The organism is Mucilaginibacter sp. GW821-FHT07H05, assembly GCF_059418485.1.
The window spans coordinates 223098-240464 of sequence record NZ_JBWKPY010000001.1 but is presented as its reverse complement, the minus strand read 5'-3'; the positions used below and the strand labels follow the sequence as shown (position 1 = coordinate 240464).

General features: G+C 45.9%; 13 protein-coding genes. 9 read left to right on the top strand and 4 right to left on the bottom strand.

Annotation, left to right across the window (positions count from 1 at the left end):
• The first annotated feature begins 12 nt into the window (after nt 1-12).
• Both AC07M6_RS01145 and argS read left to right on the top strand, forming a co-directional pair.
• The gene (locus tag AC07M6_RS01145) at nt 13-1935 is read left to right on the top strand and encodes a PAS domain S-box protein (protein ID WP_494886863.1); all 1923 of its coding nucleotides are present in this window, start codon (nt 13-15) and stop codon (nt 1933-1935) included.
• Nucleotides 1936-2067: 132 nt separating this feature from the next.
• The gene (gene argS, locus AC07M6_RS01140) at nt 2068-3834 is read left to right on the top strand and encodes an arginine--tRNA ligase (protein WP_494886861.1); all 1767 of its coding nucleotides are present in this window, start codon (nt 2068-2070) and stop codon (nt 3832-3834) included.
• A gap of 218 nt (nt 3835-4052) precedes the next feature.
• Here the strand turns inward: argS and AC07M6_RS01135 are convergent, their stop codons facing one another.
• The gene (locus AC07M6_RS01135; protein ID WP_494886859.1) at nt 4053-5093 is read right to left on the bottom strand and encodes a quinone-dependent dihydroorotate dehydrogenase; all 1041 of its coding nucleotides are present in this window, start codon (nt 5091-5093) and stop codon (nt 4053-4055) included.
• Between the two features lie 92 nt (nt 5094-5185).
• Between AC07M6_RS01135 and AC07M6_RS01130 the strand changes: the two genes are divergently transcribed.
• From AC07M6_RS01130 to abc-f, 3 genes are all read left to right on the top strand, one after another.
• Nucleotides 5186-5938, top strand: a complete 753-nt coding sequence (locus AC07M6_RS01130) for an SGNH/GDSL hydrolase family protein (protein ID WP_494886858.1) — start codon at nt 5186-5188, stop codon at nt 5936-5938.
• A 118-nt stretch (nt 5939-6056) separates the two neighbouring features.
• Nucleotides 6057-6464: a hypothetical protein gene (locus tag AC07M6_RS01125; RefSeq protein ID WP_494886856.1), complete on the top strand. Its 408-nt coding sequence runs from the start codon at nt 6057-6059 to the stop codon at nt 6462-6464.
• 131 nt (nt 6465-6595) lie between these two features.
• Nucleotides 6596-8521 carry a ribosomal protection-like ABC-F family protein gene (gene abc-f, locus AC07M6_RS01120; RefSeq protein ID WP_494886854.1) on the top strand — a complete coding sequence of 642 codons (1926 nt, stop codon included), beginning with the start codon at nt 6596-6598 and terminating at the stop codon, nt 8519-8521.
• 76 nt (nt 8522-8597) lie between these two features.
• On the opposite strand, the gene AC07M6_RS01115 is transcribed toward abc-f, so the two are convergent.
• Nucleotides 8598-9389, bottom strand: a complete 792-nt coding sequence (locus AC07M6_RS01115) for a hypothetical protein (protein WP_494886853.1) — start codon at nt 9387-9389, stop codon at nt 8598-8600.
• Nucleotides 9390-9550: 161 nt separating this feature from the next.
• On the opposite strand from AC07M6_RS01115, the gene argH reads away from it, so the two are divergent.
• The 4 genes from argH (at nt 9551) to AC07M6_RS01095 (ending at nt 14574) form a co-directional block, all read left to right on the top strand.
• Nucleotides 9551-10885, top strand: a complete 1335-nt coding sequence (gene argH, locus AC07M6_RS01110) for an argininosuccinate lyase (RefSeq protein WP_494886851.1) — start codon at nt 9551-9553, stop codon at nt 10883-10885.
• An 11-nt stretch (nt 10886-10896) separates the two neighbouring features.
• Nucleotides 10897-11103 carry a YwbE family protein gene (locus AC07M6_RS01105; RefSeq protein ID WP_494886849.1) on the top strand — a complete coding sequence of 69 codons (207 nt, stop codon included), beginning with the start codon at nt 10897-10899 and terminating at the stop codon, nt 11101-11103.
• A 102-nt stretch (nt 11104-11205) separates the two neighbouring features.
• Nucleotides 11206-11889: a DUF1345 domain-containing protein gene (locus AC07M6_RS01100; protein ID WP_494886847.1), complete on the top strand. Its 684-nt coding sequence runs from the start codon at nt 11206-11208 to the stop codon at nt 11887-11889.
• Between the two features lie 111 nt (nt 11890-12000).
• A complete protein-coding gene (locus tag AC07M6_RS01095) occupies nt 12001-14574 on the top strand; it encodes a zinc-dependent metalloprotease (RefSeq protein WP_494886845.1) in 2574 nt (857 codons plus the stop codon).
• 165 nt (nt 14575-14739) lie between these two features.
• On the opposite strand, the gene AC07M6_RS01090 is transcribed toward AC07M6_RS01095, so the two are convergent.
• On the bottom strand, nt 14740-15657 hold the full coding sequence (locus AC07M6_RS01090; protein ID WP_494886843.1) for a DUF72 domain-containing protein: 918 nt from the start codon (nt 15655-15657) through the stop codon (nt 14740-14742).
• Between the two features lie 13 nt (nt 15658-15670).
• On the bottom strand, nt 15671-17293 hold the full coding sequence (locus AC07M6_RS01085; protein WP_494886842.1) for an amidase: 1623 nt from the start codon (nt 17291-17293) through the stop codon (nt 15671-15673).
• Nucleotides 17294-17367: the final 74 nt, after the last annotated feature.

Below are 17367 nucleotides of genomic sequence, written 5' to 3'. Positions count from 1 at the left end.
ATATTATATAAATTGCCAAAAACCAATAATCCTAAAGCTAACCTACTTAATCAAATTGATGAAAAACTCTTCCGGCTATTAATAGACCGTATAGAAGATTATGCCATTTTTATGCTCGATCCAAACGGTTATATCCTTAGCTGGAACCGGGGGGCCGAAAACATGAAAGGCTATACCGCCGATGAGATTATTGGTCAGCACATAGCTGTTTTCTACACTGAAGAAGATAAACAGAATGATAAACCGCGCGATAACCTGAACAAGGCCCTGAAGAACGGCATCCACGAAAGTGAAGGCTGGCGGATAAAAAAGGATGGCTCAAGGTTTTGGGCCAGCATTGTTTTTACTACCCTGTACGATGAAAACAAGCAGCTGATAGGTTTTGCCAAAATTACCCGGGATATTACCGAACGCAAGTATAACGAAGAGCAGAAAAGCCTGATCAGCGCTGAGTTAGAGAACCGTGAAAAAGCCAGTACCGAAAGAATTATAGCCAGCGAACGCAGGTTTCGTAAACTGATAGAAAACAGTTATGACGGGATAGCACTATTTGACAAAAACCTGATGGTTTTTTACCGCAGCCGGTCGGCACAGCGTATTAACGGCTGGACGAATGTTGAAAGATCGGAACAAAGTTTTGATTTGCTGGTACATCCTGATGATCTGGAAAAGGTAAGGCACCTGTTCTCCGAAATATTGGTCCATCCCGATCGTCCTGCCATAACCACTTACCGTACCATGCATAAACAGGGGCATTATATATGGATAGAATGCCTGCTGAACAACCGGCTGGACGACCCCGATATCGGCGCGATTGTATGCAATTTCAGGGATGTAACTGAAAGCGTAAAAGCCGAAGAACAGATAAAGGATAAAAACAAGCAAATTGAAAATATCCTGGATAGTATCACCGACGGATTTATAGCCCTGGATAAAGATTACAATTATACTTATGCCAACCGTAAGATAGGTGAAATGATGAATTGTGATGCTAAATCCCTTATTGGCCATAATATATGGGCATTATATCCGGATACGGTTGGCTCGGCCACTTATAAGGCGATGCAACAGGCCAGGCAAACCAAACAGTACACCTGGAATGAAGACTATTACGCACCGCTTGACCTTTGGCAGGAGAACCACATCTATCCTACCGGCGATGGATTGTCTGTTTTTATTCGCGATATTACCGAAAAGAAACAGGACGAGCTGGAACGCGAACGGATAACAACAGACCTGATACAGCGTAATAGCGACCTGGAGCAGTTTACCTACATTGTTTCGCATAACCTGCGCGCACCGGTGGCCAACATCCGCGGGCTATCCGAAATGCTTGCTGATATGGAGGTTGCACCCGGTAACGAAAACGCGAAAGCACTAAAGGCATTATCTACATCGGTATGCAACCTGGATAAGGTGATCCTTGATCTGAATAATATTTTACAGATCAGCAGTACCACAAATGATACATTAGAGATGGTTTCGCTGGCATCGCTGATAGATGAGGTAAAATCGGCAACCGGCCGACTGGCCGAGCAAAACCGGGCAGTAATTCATTATGATTTTAGCGGGGTAGCGAAACTAATGAGCCTGAAGAGTTATTTATACAGTATTTTCCAAAACCTGATCGTTAATAGCATTAAGTATAAAAGGCCCGATACCGATCCGGTGATCAACATCAGCAGTAACCTGGAGGGCGACAAAGTCTGCATCTATTTTAGTGACAATGGCAAGGGTATCGATCTTGAACGTTACCGCACCCACTTATTTGGTTTATACAAGCGTTTCGACTTAAGCGTGGAAGGCAAAGGCATTGGTTTATTTATGGTTAAAATGCAGGTTGAACGCCTGGGTGGTACAATAAGTGTGCAAAGCCGATTAAATGCAGGTACCGAATTTAAGCTGGAGTTTCCCTTAAAAGCCGGTAACCGATAAAATCAAACCGTTGATTTTAAATGATGGCGTTGATTTCGCTGATAAAATCAATGTCCTGAGCAAAATCGATAAAATCAACGTAATCCGTGAAATCATTTAAAATCAACGGTCATTTTTGATTAATTTTGCCCGATGGATTTTATTACCGACGCTACCCTTAAAGCAATAAAACACTTATACCAGGCCGATCTGGCCCCTGCCGACATTAGTTTGCAGCAAACCCGCAAGGAGTTTGAGGGCCAGGTTACTATAGTTACCTTCCCGTTCACCAAAGTATCGCGCAAATCGCCCGAGCAAACCGGGGCCGAGATAGGCGCATTCTTAAAAAATGAACTGGCCGAGGTTTCGGACTTTAACGTGATCAAGGGTTTCCTGAATTTATCCATCAGTGATGCCTATTGGCTGGGCCAGTTTTATAACCATGTACTCCCTGCCGACCATACCGTAGCCGAACCGAATGGAAAAAAGGTAATGGTTGAATATTCATCGCCCAATACCAATAAGCCTTTGCATTTAGGCCATGTGCGTAACAACCTGTTAGGCTATTCGGTAGCCCGGATTTTGGGGGCAGCCGGTTACGAGGTAGTAAAAGCCAATTTAGTGAATGATCGTGGCATTCACATCTGCAAGTCAATGCTGGCCTGGCAATTGTTTGGTAACGGTGAAACCCCGGAGTCAACAGGACTTAAAGGCGACCACTTGGTGGGTAAATACTATGTGATCTTCGATAAGGAATACAAAAAACAAATAGAGGAATTGAAAGCCGCCGGGCAAACCGAAGATGAGGCTAAAAAACAAGCCCCGGTAATTATACAAGCCCAGCAAATGCTGCAAAAATGGGAAGCCGGCGATAAGGAGGTTATCGATTTATGGAATACCATGAACAGTTGGGTTTATGCAGGCTTTGATAAAACCTACAAAGCGCTTGGCGTTGATTTTGATCAGTTTTATTACGAAAGTAATACCTACCTGTTAGGTAAAGATATTGTTGACGAAGGCCTGGAAAAAGGCGTTTTCTTCAAAAAACCGGATGGCTCGGTTTGGATAGACCTAACCCCGGATGGCCTTGATGAAAAGCTGGTGCTACGTGCCGACGGTACATCGGTTTACATGACCCAGGATTTGGGGACCGCACAGTTGAAGTATAACGATTTCCACATGGACCAATCGCTTTATGTGGTAGGTAACGAGCAGGATTATCACTTTAAGGTGCTGTTCCTGATATTGGATAAACTGGGCAAAAGCTGGGCTAAGGGACTGTATCACTTATCGTACGGAATGGTGGACCTGCCATCGGGCAAAATGAAATCGCGCGAGGGTACAGTGGTTGATGCCGACGACCTGATCCGCGAGATGGAAGATACTGCCAAACAGCATACCGAAGCCTTAGGCAAGGTAGACAGCTTTGATGAAGCCGAAAAAGCCGAACTGTATCACACCATCGGCATGGGTGCGCTCAAGTATTTCCTGCTAAAAGTTGAGCCTAAAAAACGTCTGCTGTTCGATCCGAATGAGTCGATCGATTTCCAGGGACATACAGGGCCTTTCATCCAATATACCCATGCACGTATCCGTTCGGTAATCAGTCGTGCCGAACTGCAACTGGAAGAAATTATGCCGTTGACAGAACTGTCGGCTGTAGAGCGCGACCTGATCATCACCCTTACCCAATATCCCGAAACAGTAAGCATTGCCGCCGAAGGATATAATCCGGCTGCTATTGCTAATTATGTTTACGAACTGGCGAAAGCTTTCAATAAATTCTATCACGAAAAATCTATCCTGCAAGCCGAGGATGAGGTATTGAAACGATTCCGTTTGCAATTAGCCACAGCATCCGCCAATATTATTAAAGTGGGCATGGGCTTGCTGGGGATAGATGTGCCGGAACGGATGTAATCTGCAAATCAATAAAACATGTCATTTCGATCGAGCGGCGGGTGAGGTTGTGTAGTGGGGCGAAAGAGAACAGTTTCTTGAGCGGGTTGTGGCAGGCTATCACGAGCGAAAAAATCTTATTCGTGCAGAAAGCCTTATCGTATAAGATTTCTCCTCACGCTGTCACACAGCCAGCCCGGGTTCGTTCGAAATGACATTAGTGGTTATCCCAATCTATCTTACTTTAACAAAGCCTTATTGATCTTACCGATCAACCCCGGTCCTTCGTAAATAAAGCCGGTGTATAACTGAACAAGTGAAGCGCCGGCTTTTAGTTTTTCCAGAGCATCCTCGGCCGAGTGGATCCCGCCTACACCGATGATCGGAAACGAACCTTTTGATTTTTTATGCAGATAGCTGATCACTTCGGTTGACCGGTGTGTTAATGGCTTGCCGCTTAATCCCCCTGTTTCGGCCTTCAATTCGGCAGGCGATTGCAAATTATCGCGACTAATGGTTGTATTGGTAGCTATAACGCCTGCAATACCGCTTTGCTGTACCATATCTACAATATCATCCAGTTGTTCATTGGTCAAATCCGGGGCTATTTTTAGCAGGATGGGACGTGATATTCCGTTTTTATGATTGCGTTGCTGCAGCGTGTTTAAAATATGTAATAACGGCCCTTTTTCCTGCAACTCACGCAAGCCCGGCGTATTGGGCGAACTTACGTTCACCACAAAATAATCTACCACATCAAATAACTTATCGAAGCATATGATGTAATCGTTAACAGCATCCTCGTTAGGGGTGACCTTATTTTTGCCGATGTTGCCGCCTATGATTACCCTTTGGCTTTTAGCAAATGAAGTAGCCCGGTAATCAGCTATCCTTTGGGCCATAGCATCAACCCCCGCATTGTTAAAGCCCATACGGTTAATCAATGCTTCATCATCAGGCAGCCGGAACATGCGCGGCTTGGGATTGCCCGCTTGCGATAAAGGCGTAACTGTACCCACCTCTACAAAACCGAAACCCATATTGGCCATTTCTTTGATCATTAACCCGTTTTTATCAAACCCGGCGGCCAGGCCAACAGGGTTTTTAAACTTCAGGCCAAAAACCTCGCGCTCAAGCTTCTTATCTTCTACGTTCCATATCAACCGGCTGATGGCGCCCCCGCCTGGTACACGGTTAATAAGGTGCAGGCTATCGGTAACAAAGTAATGGATATTTTCAGGATCGAATTTAAAAAGGAGAGGCTTGATCAGTTGATACATAGTGCAAATTTACCGCTTTGTGTGTTAAGATATTGATAATATTTATAATTTAGCACAAGCAGTCCAAGGACTTTAATAAACCAATAACCAAAATGAAAAACACCCGTCGCTCCTTTATTACTAATGCCGCTATTGGCACATTGGCCGCTATCGCTATCCCCGAAATTGCGTCGGCCGCATTTGCCGAAGCAAAAGGCAAAAAGGTTAGTCTGAATGCAAATGATATCATCCTCTTTCAGGGCGATTCCATTACCGATTCGGGCCGTGATAGAAAGCAAACCGTGGCTAACAATGTGGCTTGTATGGGCAATGGTTACGCGCTGGTTGCCGGTTCAAGCTTGTTAAAAAACAATCCGGATAAAAACCTGCAGATCTATAATAAAGGCGTCAGCGGGAACAAGGTTTTTCAGCTGGCCGACCGTTGGGACGCCGACTGCCTGCAACTAAAACCAAATGTACTGAGCATATTTGTAGGTGTAAACGATTACTGGCATACCATCAACAATGGTTATAAAGGCACTATCGAAACTTACCGCGACGATTATAAAAAATTGATAGAACGCACCAAACAGGCACTGCCTGATGTTAAGCTGATCATTTGCGAACCCTATGCCGTAAATGGCGTAAAGGCTGTAACGGATGCCTGGTACCCTAAATTCCCCGAATACCAGGTGGTAGCGCGCGAAATGGCGAATGAATATAACGCGGCCTTCGTCCCTTTCCAGGCCGTGGTTGATAAAGCCATGAAATTGGCCCCGGGCAATTACTGGACCGGCGACGGCGTGCACCCTAATATGGCAGGTATAACCTTATTAGCCCACGCATGGCTGGAAGCGGTGAAGTAAAGGGGAAAGGTAAAAGCTGAAAGGCGAAAGCTGAAAGCAAAAATTGAATTAAACAAGAATGGAACGCAAGTGTACCGAGCTTTATGCTTTCGGCCTTTAGCTTTCAGCAAATAAAAATATGACAAAACTAATTTTAATACTGGCATTGGTTACCGGTTTATGGGCTGATAAATACCCTAAAGATGTAACCGGTAAATGGGCCGTTGATAATGTAGAGGTTGGCGATTTGGGTAATAAGGTGCCGGCCGACAAGAAGGATATGCTGGTGATTATGATGAAGGAAACATTTAAAAACGCCATCTTTACGTTCGGGGCCGATCATCGCTGCTCGGTATCGGTAAACGTACCGAACATGCCTCAAAACAGCACCTGGGAGTATAATCCGGCCAATGGTATCATCACCATAACTAATATCACTAAGGATCAGAAAAAAGTTTCGGGCCAAATACAGGTTACCGATAAAGGCGGTAAAATATTTTTTACCATGAAAGCAGCGCCCGTAATTTTGCAGGTGCATAAGGTGTAGATGTGCAGCAATGTAGTTTTTAAAACTTAAAATACGCCTTTTTTACCCGCAAACATGCCCCTCTATCCTATCTATTCCTTTCGCCTTTAACCCTTTAGCTTTCGCCTCAAAAACCGTATCTTTGCGGCCAAATGATCGCTATAAATAATCTTACGTTCGAGATAGGTGCAAGGGCATTATATGATGAGGCTAACTGGCATATTAAACCCGGTGAAAAAATTGGCCTGATTGGCGCCAATGGTACCGGAAAAACAACGCTGCTGAAAATAATTGTAGGCGACTATAAACCTACATCGGGCACCATATCTATGGCTAAGGACCTGACCATGGGCTACCTTAACCAGGATCTACTCTCCTACTCGTCTGATAAAACCATCGTTCACGTAGCTATGGAGGCCTTTGAACGCCAAAACCAGCTGCACGATGAGATTGAGGTTTTACTGCAAAAGCTGGAAACCGATTATAGCGAAGACCTGTTGCACAAACTAAGCGACAAGCAGCACGAATTTGAGCTGCTTGACGGGTACAATATTGAATACAAAGCACACGAAATTTTAGCCGGCCTTGGTTTTAGCGAGGCCGATTGCCACCGCAAGCTCAGCACCTTTTCGGGTGGATGGCGGATGCGTGTGATGCTGGCTAAGATCCTGTTACAAGCCCCTGATATCCTGCTGCTGGATGAGCCTACCAACCACTTAGACTTACCGTCTATCCAATGGCTGGAGGATTATCTGAAAGCCTTCACCGGCGCCATCATCATTGTATCGCACGATAGATGGTTTTTGGATAAGGTGATTAACCGCACGGTAGAATCGCGCAAAGGCAAACTGAACGTTTACGCCGGTAACTATACTTTCTATTTAGAAGAGAAAGCCTTGCGGGCCGAAATTCAGCGTGGTGAGTTTAAAAACCAGCAATCGAAAATTAAACAGGAAGAGCGTTTGATCGAACGTTTCCGTGCCAAAGCGTCAAAAGCAAAAATGGCGCAGTCACGCATTAAAATGCTGGATAAAATGGAGCGTGTGGATGATGTGGATGATGATAACCCCGAGGTTAACTTCAGTTTCAAATTCAGCAAGCAATCCGGTCGCCACGTAGTGATGATCGAGCACCTGACCAAAAAATATCCAACCATTGATATTTTGGAGGATGCCGAAGCGGTAATCGAGAAAGGCGATAAGATAGCCCTGATTGGTGCTAATGGTAAAGGTAAATCAACCTTGTTGCGGATTGTTGCCGGTGCCGACAAAGAGTATTCGGGCACATCGCTAACCGGGCATAATGTTACCCAAACCTTCTTCGCGCAGCACCAGTTAGAATCGCTGCACCTGGAGCACCAGATCTTACAGGAACTGCAGGCCTTCGCGCCAAAGCATACCGATACCGAGTTGCGCTCGATATTAGGTTCGTTCCTGTTCACCGGCGATGATGTGTTTAAAAAGATCAAGGTACTGTCGGGTGGCGAGAAATCACGCGTGGCACTGGCTAAGGCGCTCACCGCTGATGCTAACTTCCTGGTACTGGATGAGCCTACAAACCACCTGGATATGGCTTCAGTTAATATCCTGATCCAGGCTTTGCAGCAGTACGAGGGTACCGTGATCGTAGTATCGCACGATAGGTATTTCCTGGATAACGTAGCCAACAAGATCTGGTTTATTGAAGATCAGAAGATAAAAGTTTACCCGGGCACTTATGCCGAGTACGACGAATGGCTGGCTAAACGCAAATTAGAGCCTAAGGCTGCTATCCCGGTTGCAGCCCCTAAAAAAGAAGAGAAAAAAGAGGCTGCCCCGGTTAAGCAACAGCCATCCGAAAATAAGTTCCAACAGCTAAAAAAGTTGAACCAGGATTTAAGCAAGATGGAAGAACAAATTTCCGCGCTTGAAAAAGAGGTAAAGCAACTGGAAGCCAAACTGGCGGATAGCACCATATACAACGACGGCAACAAGTTAAAAGAAACAAAAGCCGCCTATCAGGCCAGGCAAGGCGAGTTAAAATCACAGCAAGCCAAATGGGAAACTTTGGCCGAGCAGATCATGGAGATGGAGGCTTAACCGCTGATTTTAATTGATTAACATGATTTCGTTGATTTTTTAGGATAATCAACGGAATCAAAAAAATCATCCTAAATCAACGGTCTTTCTTAGCCAACGTATAAGTCGCTGTAAAATAGGTGGGCGAAGTATCATATAACAAACCATGCGGTATGGCTTCTACCGATGGTGTGGCAGGACTGCCGGACGCACTGCCACCAACAATTACCGTTGTTTTCAAATCTATCCCGTTCACTTGCACACGGTAGGCAAAAGTCCCCTTGTCATCTATCAAATGCTTTATGTATGATAATGGCAGCACCATTTCGCAGGTATAATTCTTCTGATTATCTAACAGGTGGGCTCCTTTTATACCCAGGTCATTATAAACTGATATCGACCCATCCGGAATAGACGCTACCCCGGTGATCTTGATCTCTTTCAGCTGATTGTTGATCTTTTTATTCAAAAATTTAATATCGGAATCTTTAACCGGTCCGGAGGGTTTTAACAGGTAATCTACTTGCGAACTCATCCACGGCACCACCGGGTAATTAATAGATACGGGAGTAATCCCGCTCTTTTTATCCGTGGTACTAACAGTGAATACGATACCCCCGGTAATGATTTTTTGGGTGACTTCCGTTTCGTTAGAGCGGAAAATAAGGTAAAGATTATCCTCGTCATTTGAAATGGTGTACCAGGTTTCCACGGCATGGTTGTAGGCCTGAAAATTATCATTCCATTCTTTAGCGGTACCATCTATCTTAATATCTGCCGGTGCATAAATGCTGGTTTCTTGTTTATTGGGCAATTTTTGGCCTATGGCAAGGAAATTAAAGCCCGATAAAAGGACTATTAAAATAGATAGGAGGGGGAGTTTTTGCATTGGGTAATTATTGGTAACCAATAATACAACTATTTTCACATATCTACGAAATAATCGTAGATATTATTTACTTATCTTACTCTAACGACTTAATAACGATCAGTTGATTTGAGAACTGGTTTAATAATGTATTTTTGCGCATAATTAACATCACAACACCCATGAGCAAGATCTGGCAAAAAACAACCGACGTAAACGCATTGGTAGAAAGTTTTACCGTTGGCCGCGACCGCGAGTTTGACCAGCAAATGGCCGCCTTTGATGTGCTGGGATCGTTAGCGCACACGCAAATGCTGCAAAGCATTGGCCTGATGAGCGCCGAAGACCTGCAAGTTGTTCAGCAGGAATTAAAAGCTATTTATAAAGATATTGCAGTCAACGGATTTGTGATTGAGGACGGTGTAGAGGATGTGCACTCGCAAATTGAACTGCTGTTAACCCGCCGTATTGGTGAAGCTGGCAAAAAGATCCACAGCGGCCGCTCCCGTAACGATCAGGTCCTGGTTGATCTGAAGCTCTTCTTCCGCAGCGAATTACAGCAGGTAGTAACCGAGGTAAAAAGCCTGTTCGATCTGTTACTGAGTCTGAGCGAAAAACATAAAGACGTATTACTACCCGGTTATACCCATTTACAGGTAGCCATGCCGTCATCATTCGGCCTGTGGTTTGGCGCTTACGCCGAAAGTTTAGCCGATGATCTGGAACTGGTGCTCGCCGCGTATAAAATCACTAATAAAAACCCATTGGGTTCGGCAGCAGGCTATGGCTCATCATTCCCCTTAAACCGTACCATGACCACCCAATTGCTGGGTTTTGGCAGCCTGAACCACAACGTGGTTTACGCGCAGATGGGTCGTGGTAAAACCGAGCGGATCATCGCGCAGGCGCTATCGGCTATAGCCGCCACCCTGGCAAAAATGGCGATGGACCAGTGCTTATATCTGAGCCAGAATTTTGCCTTTGTAAGCTATCCCGAAAATCTGACCACCGGCAGCAGTATTATGCCACATAAAAAAAACCCCGACGTTTGGGAAATTATGCGCGGCAAATGCAACCGCCTGCAAGCCCTGCCAACCGACATTGCCATGATGACTACTAACCTGCCATCAGGCTATCACCGCGAAATGCAGTTATTGAAGGAGTTGCTGTTCCCAGCCTTTGCCGAATTGAAGCAGTGCCTGCACATGGCTAACTTTATGCTGCAGCATATTACCGTAAAAACCGATATCCTGAACGATCCTAAATACGCCTACCTGTTCAGTGTTGAAGTAGTGAACAAGATGGTATTGGATGGCACCCCCTTCCGCGATGCATACAAGCAGGTTGGGCTGGATATCGAACAAGGCAACTTCAACCCCGATAAAGTCGTAAACCATACCCACGAGGGGAGCATAGGCAACCTGCATAATGAGCAGATAGCTGAAACAATGGATGCTTTGCTTGGGCAGTTTAAGTTTGATGAGGTAGAGGTTGCGATTGAGCAATTGGTGAAGTAACATCTTGCAGCATGAACGGCCAGAACAGAAAAGATATATACCCCGGTTTAGAAGTTGACATCATTCTTAAGAAAGATCAGCGCACGGGTGCGCTTACCCGTGGTTTTGTAAAACGCCTGCTCACCAGCGCCGCTTACCACTCGCGCGGTATTAAAGTACAACTGGAGGATGGCCAGGTTGGCCGTGTGGCGCATATTGTGGACGAGGACGATTTTTAGTAGTTCACAGATCATGGATAATAGTTCATGGTTATTTCATCAACTAAAAACTATCTTTATCTCCATAATATACGAACCATTAACCATGAACTCCCCTAAATCATGACAAAACCAACCCGAAATACCTTCTTTCAGCTGGATGCACATTACCGCCTTTATATAGCGCTGCTCATAGCCGCTGTGGTGTTCTTTTTTATCCGTGCAACATTATCTACTACTGGCGTGGTGCTGCTTACCTGGTCATCATTTGCCTTATCCATTATCATATCCGATTGGATCCTGATCTTCACCTGTCACCCAAAAGAAATACGTGGTGTTGCCCGGTTAGAAGATTCCAGCCGTACGCTTATCTTTATATTTGTAATTGTCGCCGCGCTGGTTAGTTTGGTATCTATATTATTCCTGTTAAAATCCGATAAAAATCTATCAGAAGCCGCGGTTACCGGGCATGTGCTGTTAAGCATGCTATCGGTGCTGGTGTCCTGGTGGCTGGTGCATACTATTTTCACCATGCGCTATGCGCACCTATACTACAGTACCAACCCCGATGGGGACGAAAAAAAACCGATGGGCGGTTTGCAATTCCCCGGCGAAGAAGAGCCTGATTATCTTGATTTCGTCTATTTTTCTTTTGTATTAGGCACTACCTTCCAGGTATCCGATGTAGAAATAGCATCGCGCCGTATCCGCCGGCTGGCTTTAATGCACGGACTGATAGCATTTGCCTTTAATACCGCTATCCTGGCATTGAGTATCAATGTGGTATCCGGCCTGGTATCGCGTTAAGCCATAACCCTTATTTATAGCTTATTACCTTGCTTTGTAACATATAAGTTATACATTTAGATTTCAGGTGAGAGTGTTTACTTTTAACCTTTCTCATTTTTTTAAACTTTTATGAAAAAACTCTTACTTCCTATTTTATTAACAACATTAGCTACCGCCACCTTTGCACAAGGCCGGCAGCAGGACACCACCGGCGGGGCTCGCCGGGCTGCTTTGCCGGGAGGTTTCCCGGGCGCTGCTACTGCAAGGGCTGTACCAAGGCCCTATAAAACGGTAATTACAGATAAAGCGGTAAGTCGCGATGGATTATTTAAAACCCACAAGGTTGATGATAAATACTTTTTTGAAATTGGCGACAGCGTTTTAAATCGCGAAATTTTAGTGGTTAACCGCGTGGCAAAATCAGGGGCCGATGTACGTGTAGCCGATGGTTATGCCGGCGATATTATTGGCAACTCGGTTATCACCTTTGAAAAAGGGCCTAATAACCGCATTTTCATGCGTAAAATATCATACAGCACTTACAGTCCCGATAGTACAAAATCTATGTACAACGCGGTACAACGTTCCAACATACAGGCTATTGCTGCGGCCTTTAACATTGCGGCCTACTCGCCCGATTCAAAGGGCAGCGTTATTGACATGACTGATTATATCAACAGCGATAACGAGATCTTTTATTTCAGTTCGGCTGCTTCCAAATCGCGTTTCCGTTTGGGCAATCAACTGGCCGACAGGAGCTATATTGAGAACGTACGCAGCTTTAAAACCAATGTAGAAATCAGTACGGTAAAAACTTATACGCTGGCTGCAGCAGCTTCTCCGTTTGGCGCGCGTGGCGGTGCACCTACCCCTACTCCCGGTGGCGGCAGCACCGGTTCGGTTACTGTCGAACTGAATACATCGCTGGTGGTATTACCTAAAAAACCAATGGAAGCCCGCTACTTTGATGCCCGCGTGGGTTACTTTGCCCATGGTTATACCGATTTTGATGCTAACCCGCAGGGTGTTAAAAACATCAGCATGATTGCCCGCTGGAGGCTTGAAGTAAAGCCCGAAGATATGGCCAAATACAAACGCGGCGAACTGGTTGAACCTAAAAAACAGATCATTTACTACATTGACCCGGCTACACCTAAAAAATGGCAGCCATACCTGATAGCCGGTGTAAACGACTGGCAGAAAGCGTTTGAAGCAGCAGGCTTTAAAAATGCTATAGTTGCTAAAATTGCCCCAACCGCTAAACAGGATTCGACCTGGAGTTTGGACGATGCCAGCCACTCGGTTATTGTTTACAAACCATCCGAAACAGAAAATGCCAGCGGTCCGCACATATCAGATCCGCGCAGCGGCGAGATCCTGGAAACGCATATTAACTGGTACCACAACGTAATGAAGCTGGTGCACGATTGGTATATGATACAAACCGCCGCGATTGACCCACGCGCCCGCAAAATGCAGTTCAGCGATGAACTGATGGGCGACCTGATCCGCTTTGTATCATCGCACGAAGTTGGGCATACCCTTGGCCTGCGCCATAATTATGGTTCAAGCTCGAGCGTACCTACCGAAATGCTGCGTAACAAAGCTTTTGTTGAAGCCAATGGCCATACCCCATCTATTATGGATTATGCCCGTTTTAACTACGTGGCACAGCCCGAAGATAACATCGGCAAAGCCGGCCTGTATCCACGTATTGGCGATTATGACAAATGGGCCATTAACTGGGGTTACCGTGTATTACCCGACGTAAAAAGCGCTGAAGCAGAAGTGCCCGTGTTAAATAAAATGACCATTGAGGCGTTGAAAAACCGCCGCAACTGGTTCGGTACCGAAACTAACCAGGACGACCCGCATTCGCAAAACGAGGATTTGAGCGATAACGCCATGTTAGCCAGCGATTACGGGATTAAAAACCTGAAACGCATTTTGGTGAAACTGCCCGAGTGGACCAAAGAGCCCAATGAGGATTTTGAGAACCTATCTAACATGTACGGCCAGTTAACTGCTCAGTTTAACCGTTACATGGGCCATGTGGCAAAAAACATAGCAGGTATTTACGAAAACCCAAAATCTGTAGAAGAAACCGGTTTTGTTTACGAACTGACACCGGCAGCTACCCAAAAGGAAGCCATGGCATTTTTGGATAAACAGTTGTTTACTACCCCCATGTGGCTGGTTGATAATAACATCCTTAACCAAATTGGCAGTAACGGCGTAACGGTGGTTTACCGCAGCCAGGATGCTATTTTAAATCGACTGGTAGCCGAACGCCAGTTAAATAAAATGTTGGTAGCCGAATCAAAAGACCCGGCGACTTACAAGATCACCGACTTTTTTGCAGATATGCAGAACATCGTTTTCCGTGAGTTAAAAACCAACCAGGCAATTGATATTTATCGCCGTAACCTGCAAAAACTGTACGTGGATAAACTGATAGACATTGTAGCCCCGGCCCCTGATCCGGCTGCAGCAGCAACAGCTATACCAACCGGCGGCGGCAGGCGTGGCGGCGGCGGCCGCGAACTGGAACAAACTGATGCGGTATCGGTTGCGAAAGCTCAACTACGCCTGATCAACAGCCAAATTGCAACTGCTTTACCGGGCACTGCCGATAGCATGAGCAAATACCATCTGCAGGATCTTTCTGAAAGGATCGCGGCAGCGCTGAGCCCCAAAAGCTAAGGATTAAATAAAATAGTGATTTTCAAGAGCCGCTCCCGTGCATACGGGGCGGCTTTAAATGTAAAAGCTTGTCATTGCGAGGTACGAAGCAATCGCGAATTATACAAGACCGCTCTTTGGGTGTGCGATTGCTTCGTACCTCGCAATGACAAGCTGTTTTAAAAACTAATCAAACAGCCCCTTCTCTTTTTCAATAAAAGCAGGCCGGTGCAAATTCAGGCCCAGTGCTTTATTCAATTCGGCGCTTACGTAATCGGCCAGCTCGGGCGAGTAGCGTTCATCGTGCTGGTGCATAAAAAACCAAACGGATTGCAAACCCTGCCCTGCCCAGTCTTTAATACGGGCTACCCATTCATCAACCCGGCGGTAATCGGTTTTATCCAAACTATTACCCACAAAACGGATAAAGGCGTGTGGCGTTGGCAGCTCCATGTGTACGCAATCGCGCCGGCCTGAAGCATCGGTGATAACCGCGCCTATGCCCAACTCCTTTAGTGTGCCAAATAACTGCTCCTTAATTTCGGGCACGGCAAACCACTCCTTATGCCTTACTTCTAAAAATACCGGCACATCCTTGGGTAGGTGTTCCAGGTATGTTTTCATATCCGCGAAGCTTTTTGGCGTATAGTTATCGCCTAACTGCAAAAACAGCGGGCCCAATTTATCGCCGAAGGCCATAATACCCTCGTAAAACTGAGTAGTGATCTCGTCGGCATTTTTTAGCCGGCGGATATGGCTGATACTTTGCGAAAACTTAGGACAAAATTTAAAGTTGGGATTCGTGTCGGCTTTTTCTTTCCATTTGGCAATGGTGGCCGCGCCGTATATCTGGTAAAAAGTGGCGTTCAGTTCAATGCTATCAAAGTGCTTTACATATTCATCCAAAAAATTGGCGTCCCTGGTTTTAGGCGGGTATATTTTGCCTACCCATTCTTTACGCCCCCATTTGGCGCAGCCTACGTGCACTTGTACCGGCCCGCTGCCTTTGGCTGCTTGCAGGGTAGCTGTGGTTAATGCTGGATCAGGTGGCAGGGTAAAATCTACCAGGGGTAATTCTTCGGGGCTAACACGGCCAAATTCCATATCTGTTAATCGCTTAAATTAAATTTTTCCTAAACTTCGGCATGATCCTTCTGCGCGAAGCATGTTCATAGCCGCAAGCCAGTTTAATCAGTTCGGGCTCGCTGTAGGCAGTACCGAAAAAGGACAAACCCATCGGCAGCCCCAGCACATCGCCCATAGGCACCGTAATATGCGGATATCCCGCCATGGCAGCAGGCGATGAGAATGAGAAGCCGGTATCATAATCGCCATTCACCAAATCTATACAGCAAGCCAGTCCATTAGTTGGGCCAACTATGGCATTCAGTTTATTCTTTTTCAGGATAGTATCTATAGCGTTCCGCGATGTTTCTGTTGATTTTTTCAGCGCGTCCAGGTATTCTTTACTGTTCAGGTCGCCTTTACTTTGCGCCAGTTCCAGCGTTTCCTGTTTAAAAAAGGGCATAGTCGTATGCGCGTTTTGCCGGTTAAAAGCAATTACATCGGCCAGCGATTTTACTTTGGCATTGGCGGTAGACAGGTACTTGTTCACCCCATCCTTAAATTCATATAGCAGCACCTGGTACTCCGCCGCCCCGGCATCCTTTAACTGGCTCAGCAGATCGATCTCTTTTACCTTGGCGCCCTTGCTTTTCAATACCGCTATCGCTTCGCGGAACAGGCTAACTACGGCCTCGTTCCCTTTCAGAAAAGATTTTTCGATACCGATACGTTTACCTGCCAAACCCGCGCTGTCTAAAAATTGCGTATAATCAACCTGTGCTTTATCCTTACTGCTTAAAGTAGCGGCATCGGCAGCATCCACCCCGGTAAGGGCGCCTAATAATATCACGGCATCTTTAACAGTGCGCGCCATTGGCCCGGCAGTGTCCTGTGTTTTTGATATGGGGATGATCCCTGTACGGCTTAGCAAGCCTACGGTAGGTTTAATGCCCACCAGGCCGTTAACCGATGCCGGCGATACTACCGATCCATCCGTTTCGGTGCCGATGGCTACAGCGCATAAATTAGCCGCCACCGCCGATCCCGAACCCGAGCTTGACCCGCTGGGGTTTCTGTCTAAAATATAAGGCATCAATGTTTGGCCTCCCCTGCTGCTCCACGCGCTGGTAGACCGGTTTGACCGGAAGTTGGCCCACTCGCTCAGGTTGGTTTTCCCTAATATCACCGCACCCGATGCCTTTAGCTGTTTGATGATAAAAGCATCCTGCGCTGCATGATGGCCTGCTAAAGCCAATGCGCCAGCGGTGGTCATCATTTTACCGGCTATATCTACATTATCTTTTACCAATACCGGGATACCATGCATAGGGCCGCGTACTTTGCCTGCCTTGCGCTCGTTATCCATCGCATCGGCCATGGCCAGTGCGTCGGGGTTTAATTCGATAACCGAATTTAGCTTTGGCCCTTTTTTGTCAATCGCCTCAATCCGTTTTAAATACAATTCGGTTATGGACCGCGAGGTGTAAGCCCCCGCTGTCATTTTTTCCTGCAAGGTATCTATCGTGATCTCGTTCAGTTCAAACTGATCGTCCAATGCCTGATCGGTTTCGTCTTTTGATTTATCGGGGGTAATGAGGTTGCATGATCCGCTGGCAACAGCGGTAATAGCCAGGCCGGCCAACGAAGTACTTTTCAGGAAATTTCTTCTATGCATATAAAGGGTATAATTTCGGCTAAACTTATGGAATTAAGGTAATACTTTTTGCAGATAATATCCTAATCATAAAA

Coding starts and splice junctions, on each gene's coding strand:
- AC07M6_RS01095 (WP_494886845.1), top strand. CDS start 12,001: ATGAAAAAACTCTTACTTCCTATTTTATTAACAACATTAGCTACCGCC.
- AC07M6_RS01130 (WP_494886858.1), top strand. CDS start 5,186: ATGAAAAACACCCGTCGCTCCTTTATTACTAATGCCGCTATTGGCACA.
- AC07M6_RS01090 (WP_494886843.1), bottom strand. CDS start 15,657: ATGGAATTTGGCCGTGTTAGCCCCGAAGAATTACCCCTGGTAGATTTT.
- abc-f (WP_494886854.1), top strand. CDS start 6,596: ATGATCGCTATAAATAATCTTACGTTCGAGATAGGTGCAAGGGCATTA.
- AC07M6_RS01115 (WP_494886853.1), bottom strand. CDS start 9,389: ATGCAAAAACTCCCCCTCCTATCTATTTTAATAGTCCTTTTATCGGGC.
- AC07M6_RS01085 (WP_494886842.1), bottom strand. CDS start 17,293: ATGCATAGAAGAAATTTCCTGAAAAGTACTTCGTTGGCCGGCCTGGCT.
- AC07M6_RS01100 (WP_494886847.1), top strand. CDS start 11,206: ATGACAAAACCAACCCGAAATACCTTCTTTCAGCTGGATGCACATTAC.
- AC07M6_RS01135 (WP_494886859.1), bottom strand. CDS start 5,093: ATGTATCAACTGATCAAGCCTCTCCTTTTTAAATTCGATCCTGAAAAT.
- argS (WP_494886861.1), top strand. CDS start 2,068: ATGGATTTTATTACCGACGCTACCCTTAAAGCAATAAAACACTTATAC.
- argH (WP_494886851.1), top strand. CDS start 9,551: ATGAGCAAGATCTGGCAAAAAACAACCGACGTAAACGCATTGGTAGAA.
- AC07M6_RS01125 (WP_494886856.1), top strand. CDS start 6,057: ATGACAAAACTAATTTTAATACTGGCATTGGTTACCGGTTTATGGGCT.
- AC07M6_RS01105 (WP_494886849.1), top strand. CDS start 10,897: ATGAACGGCCAGAACAGAAAAGATATATACCCCGGTTTAGAAGTTGAC.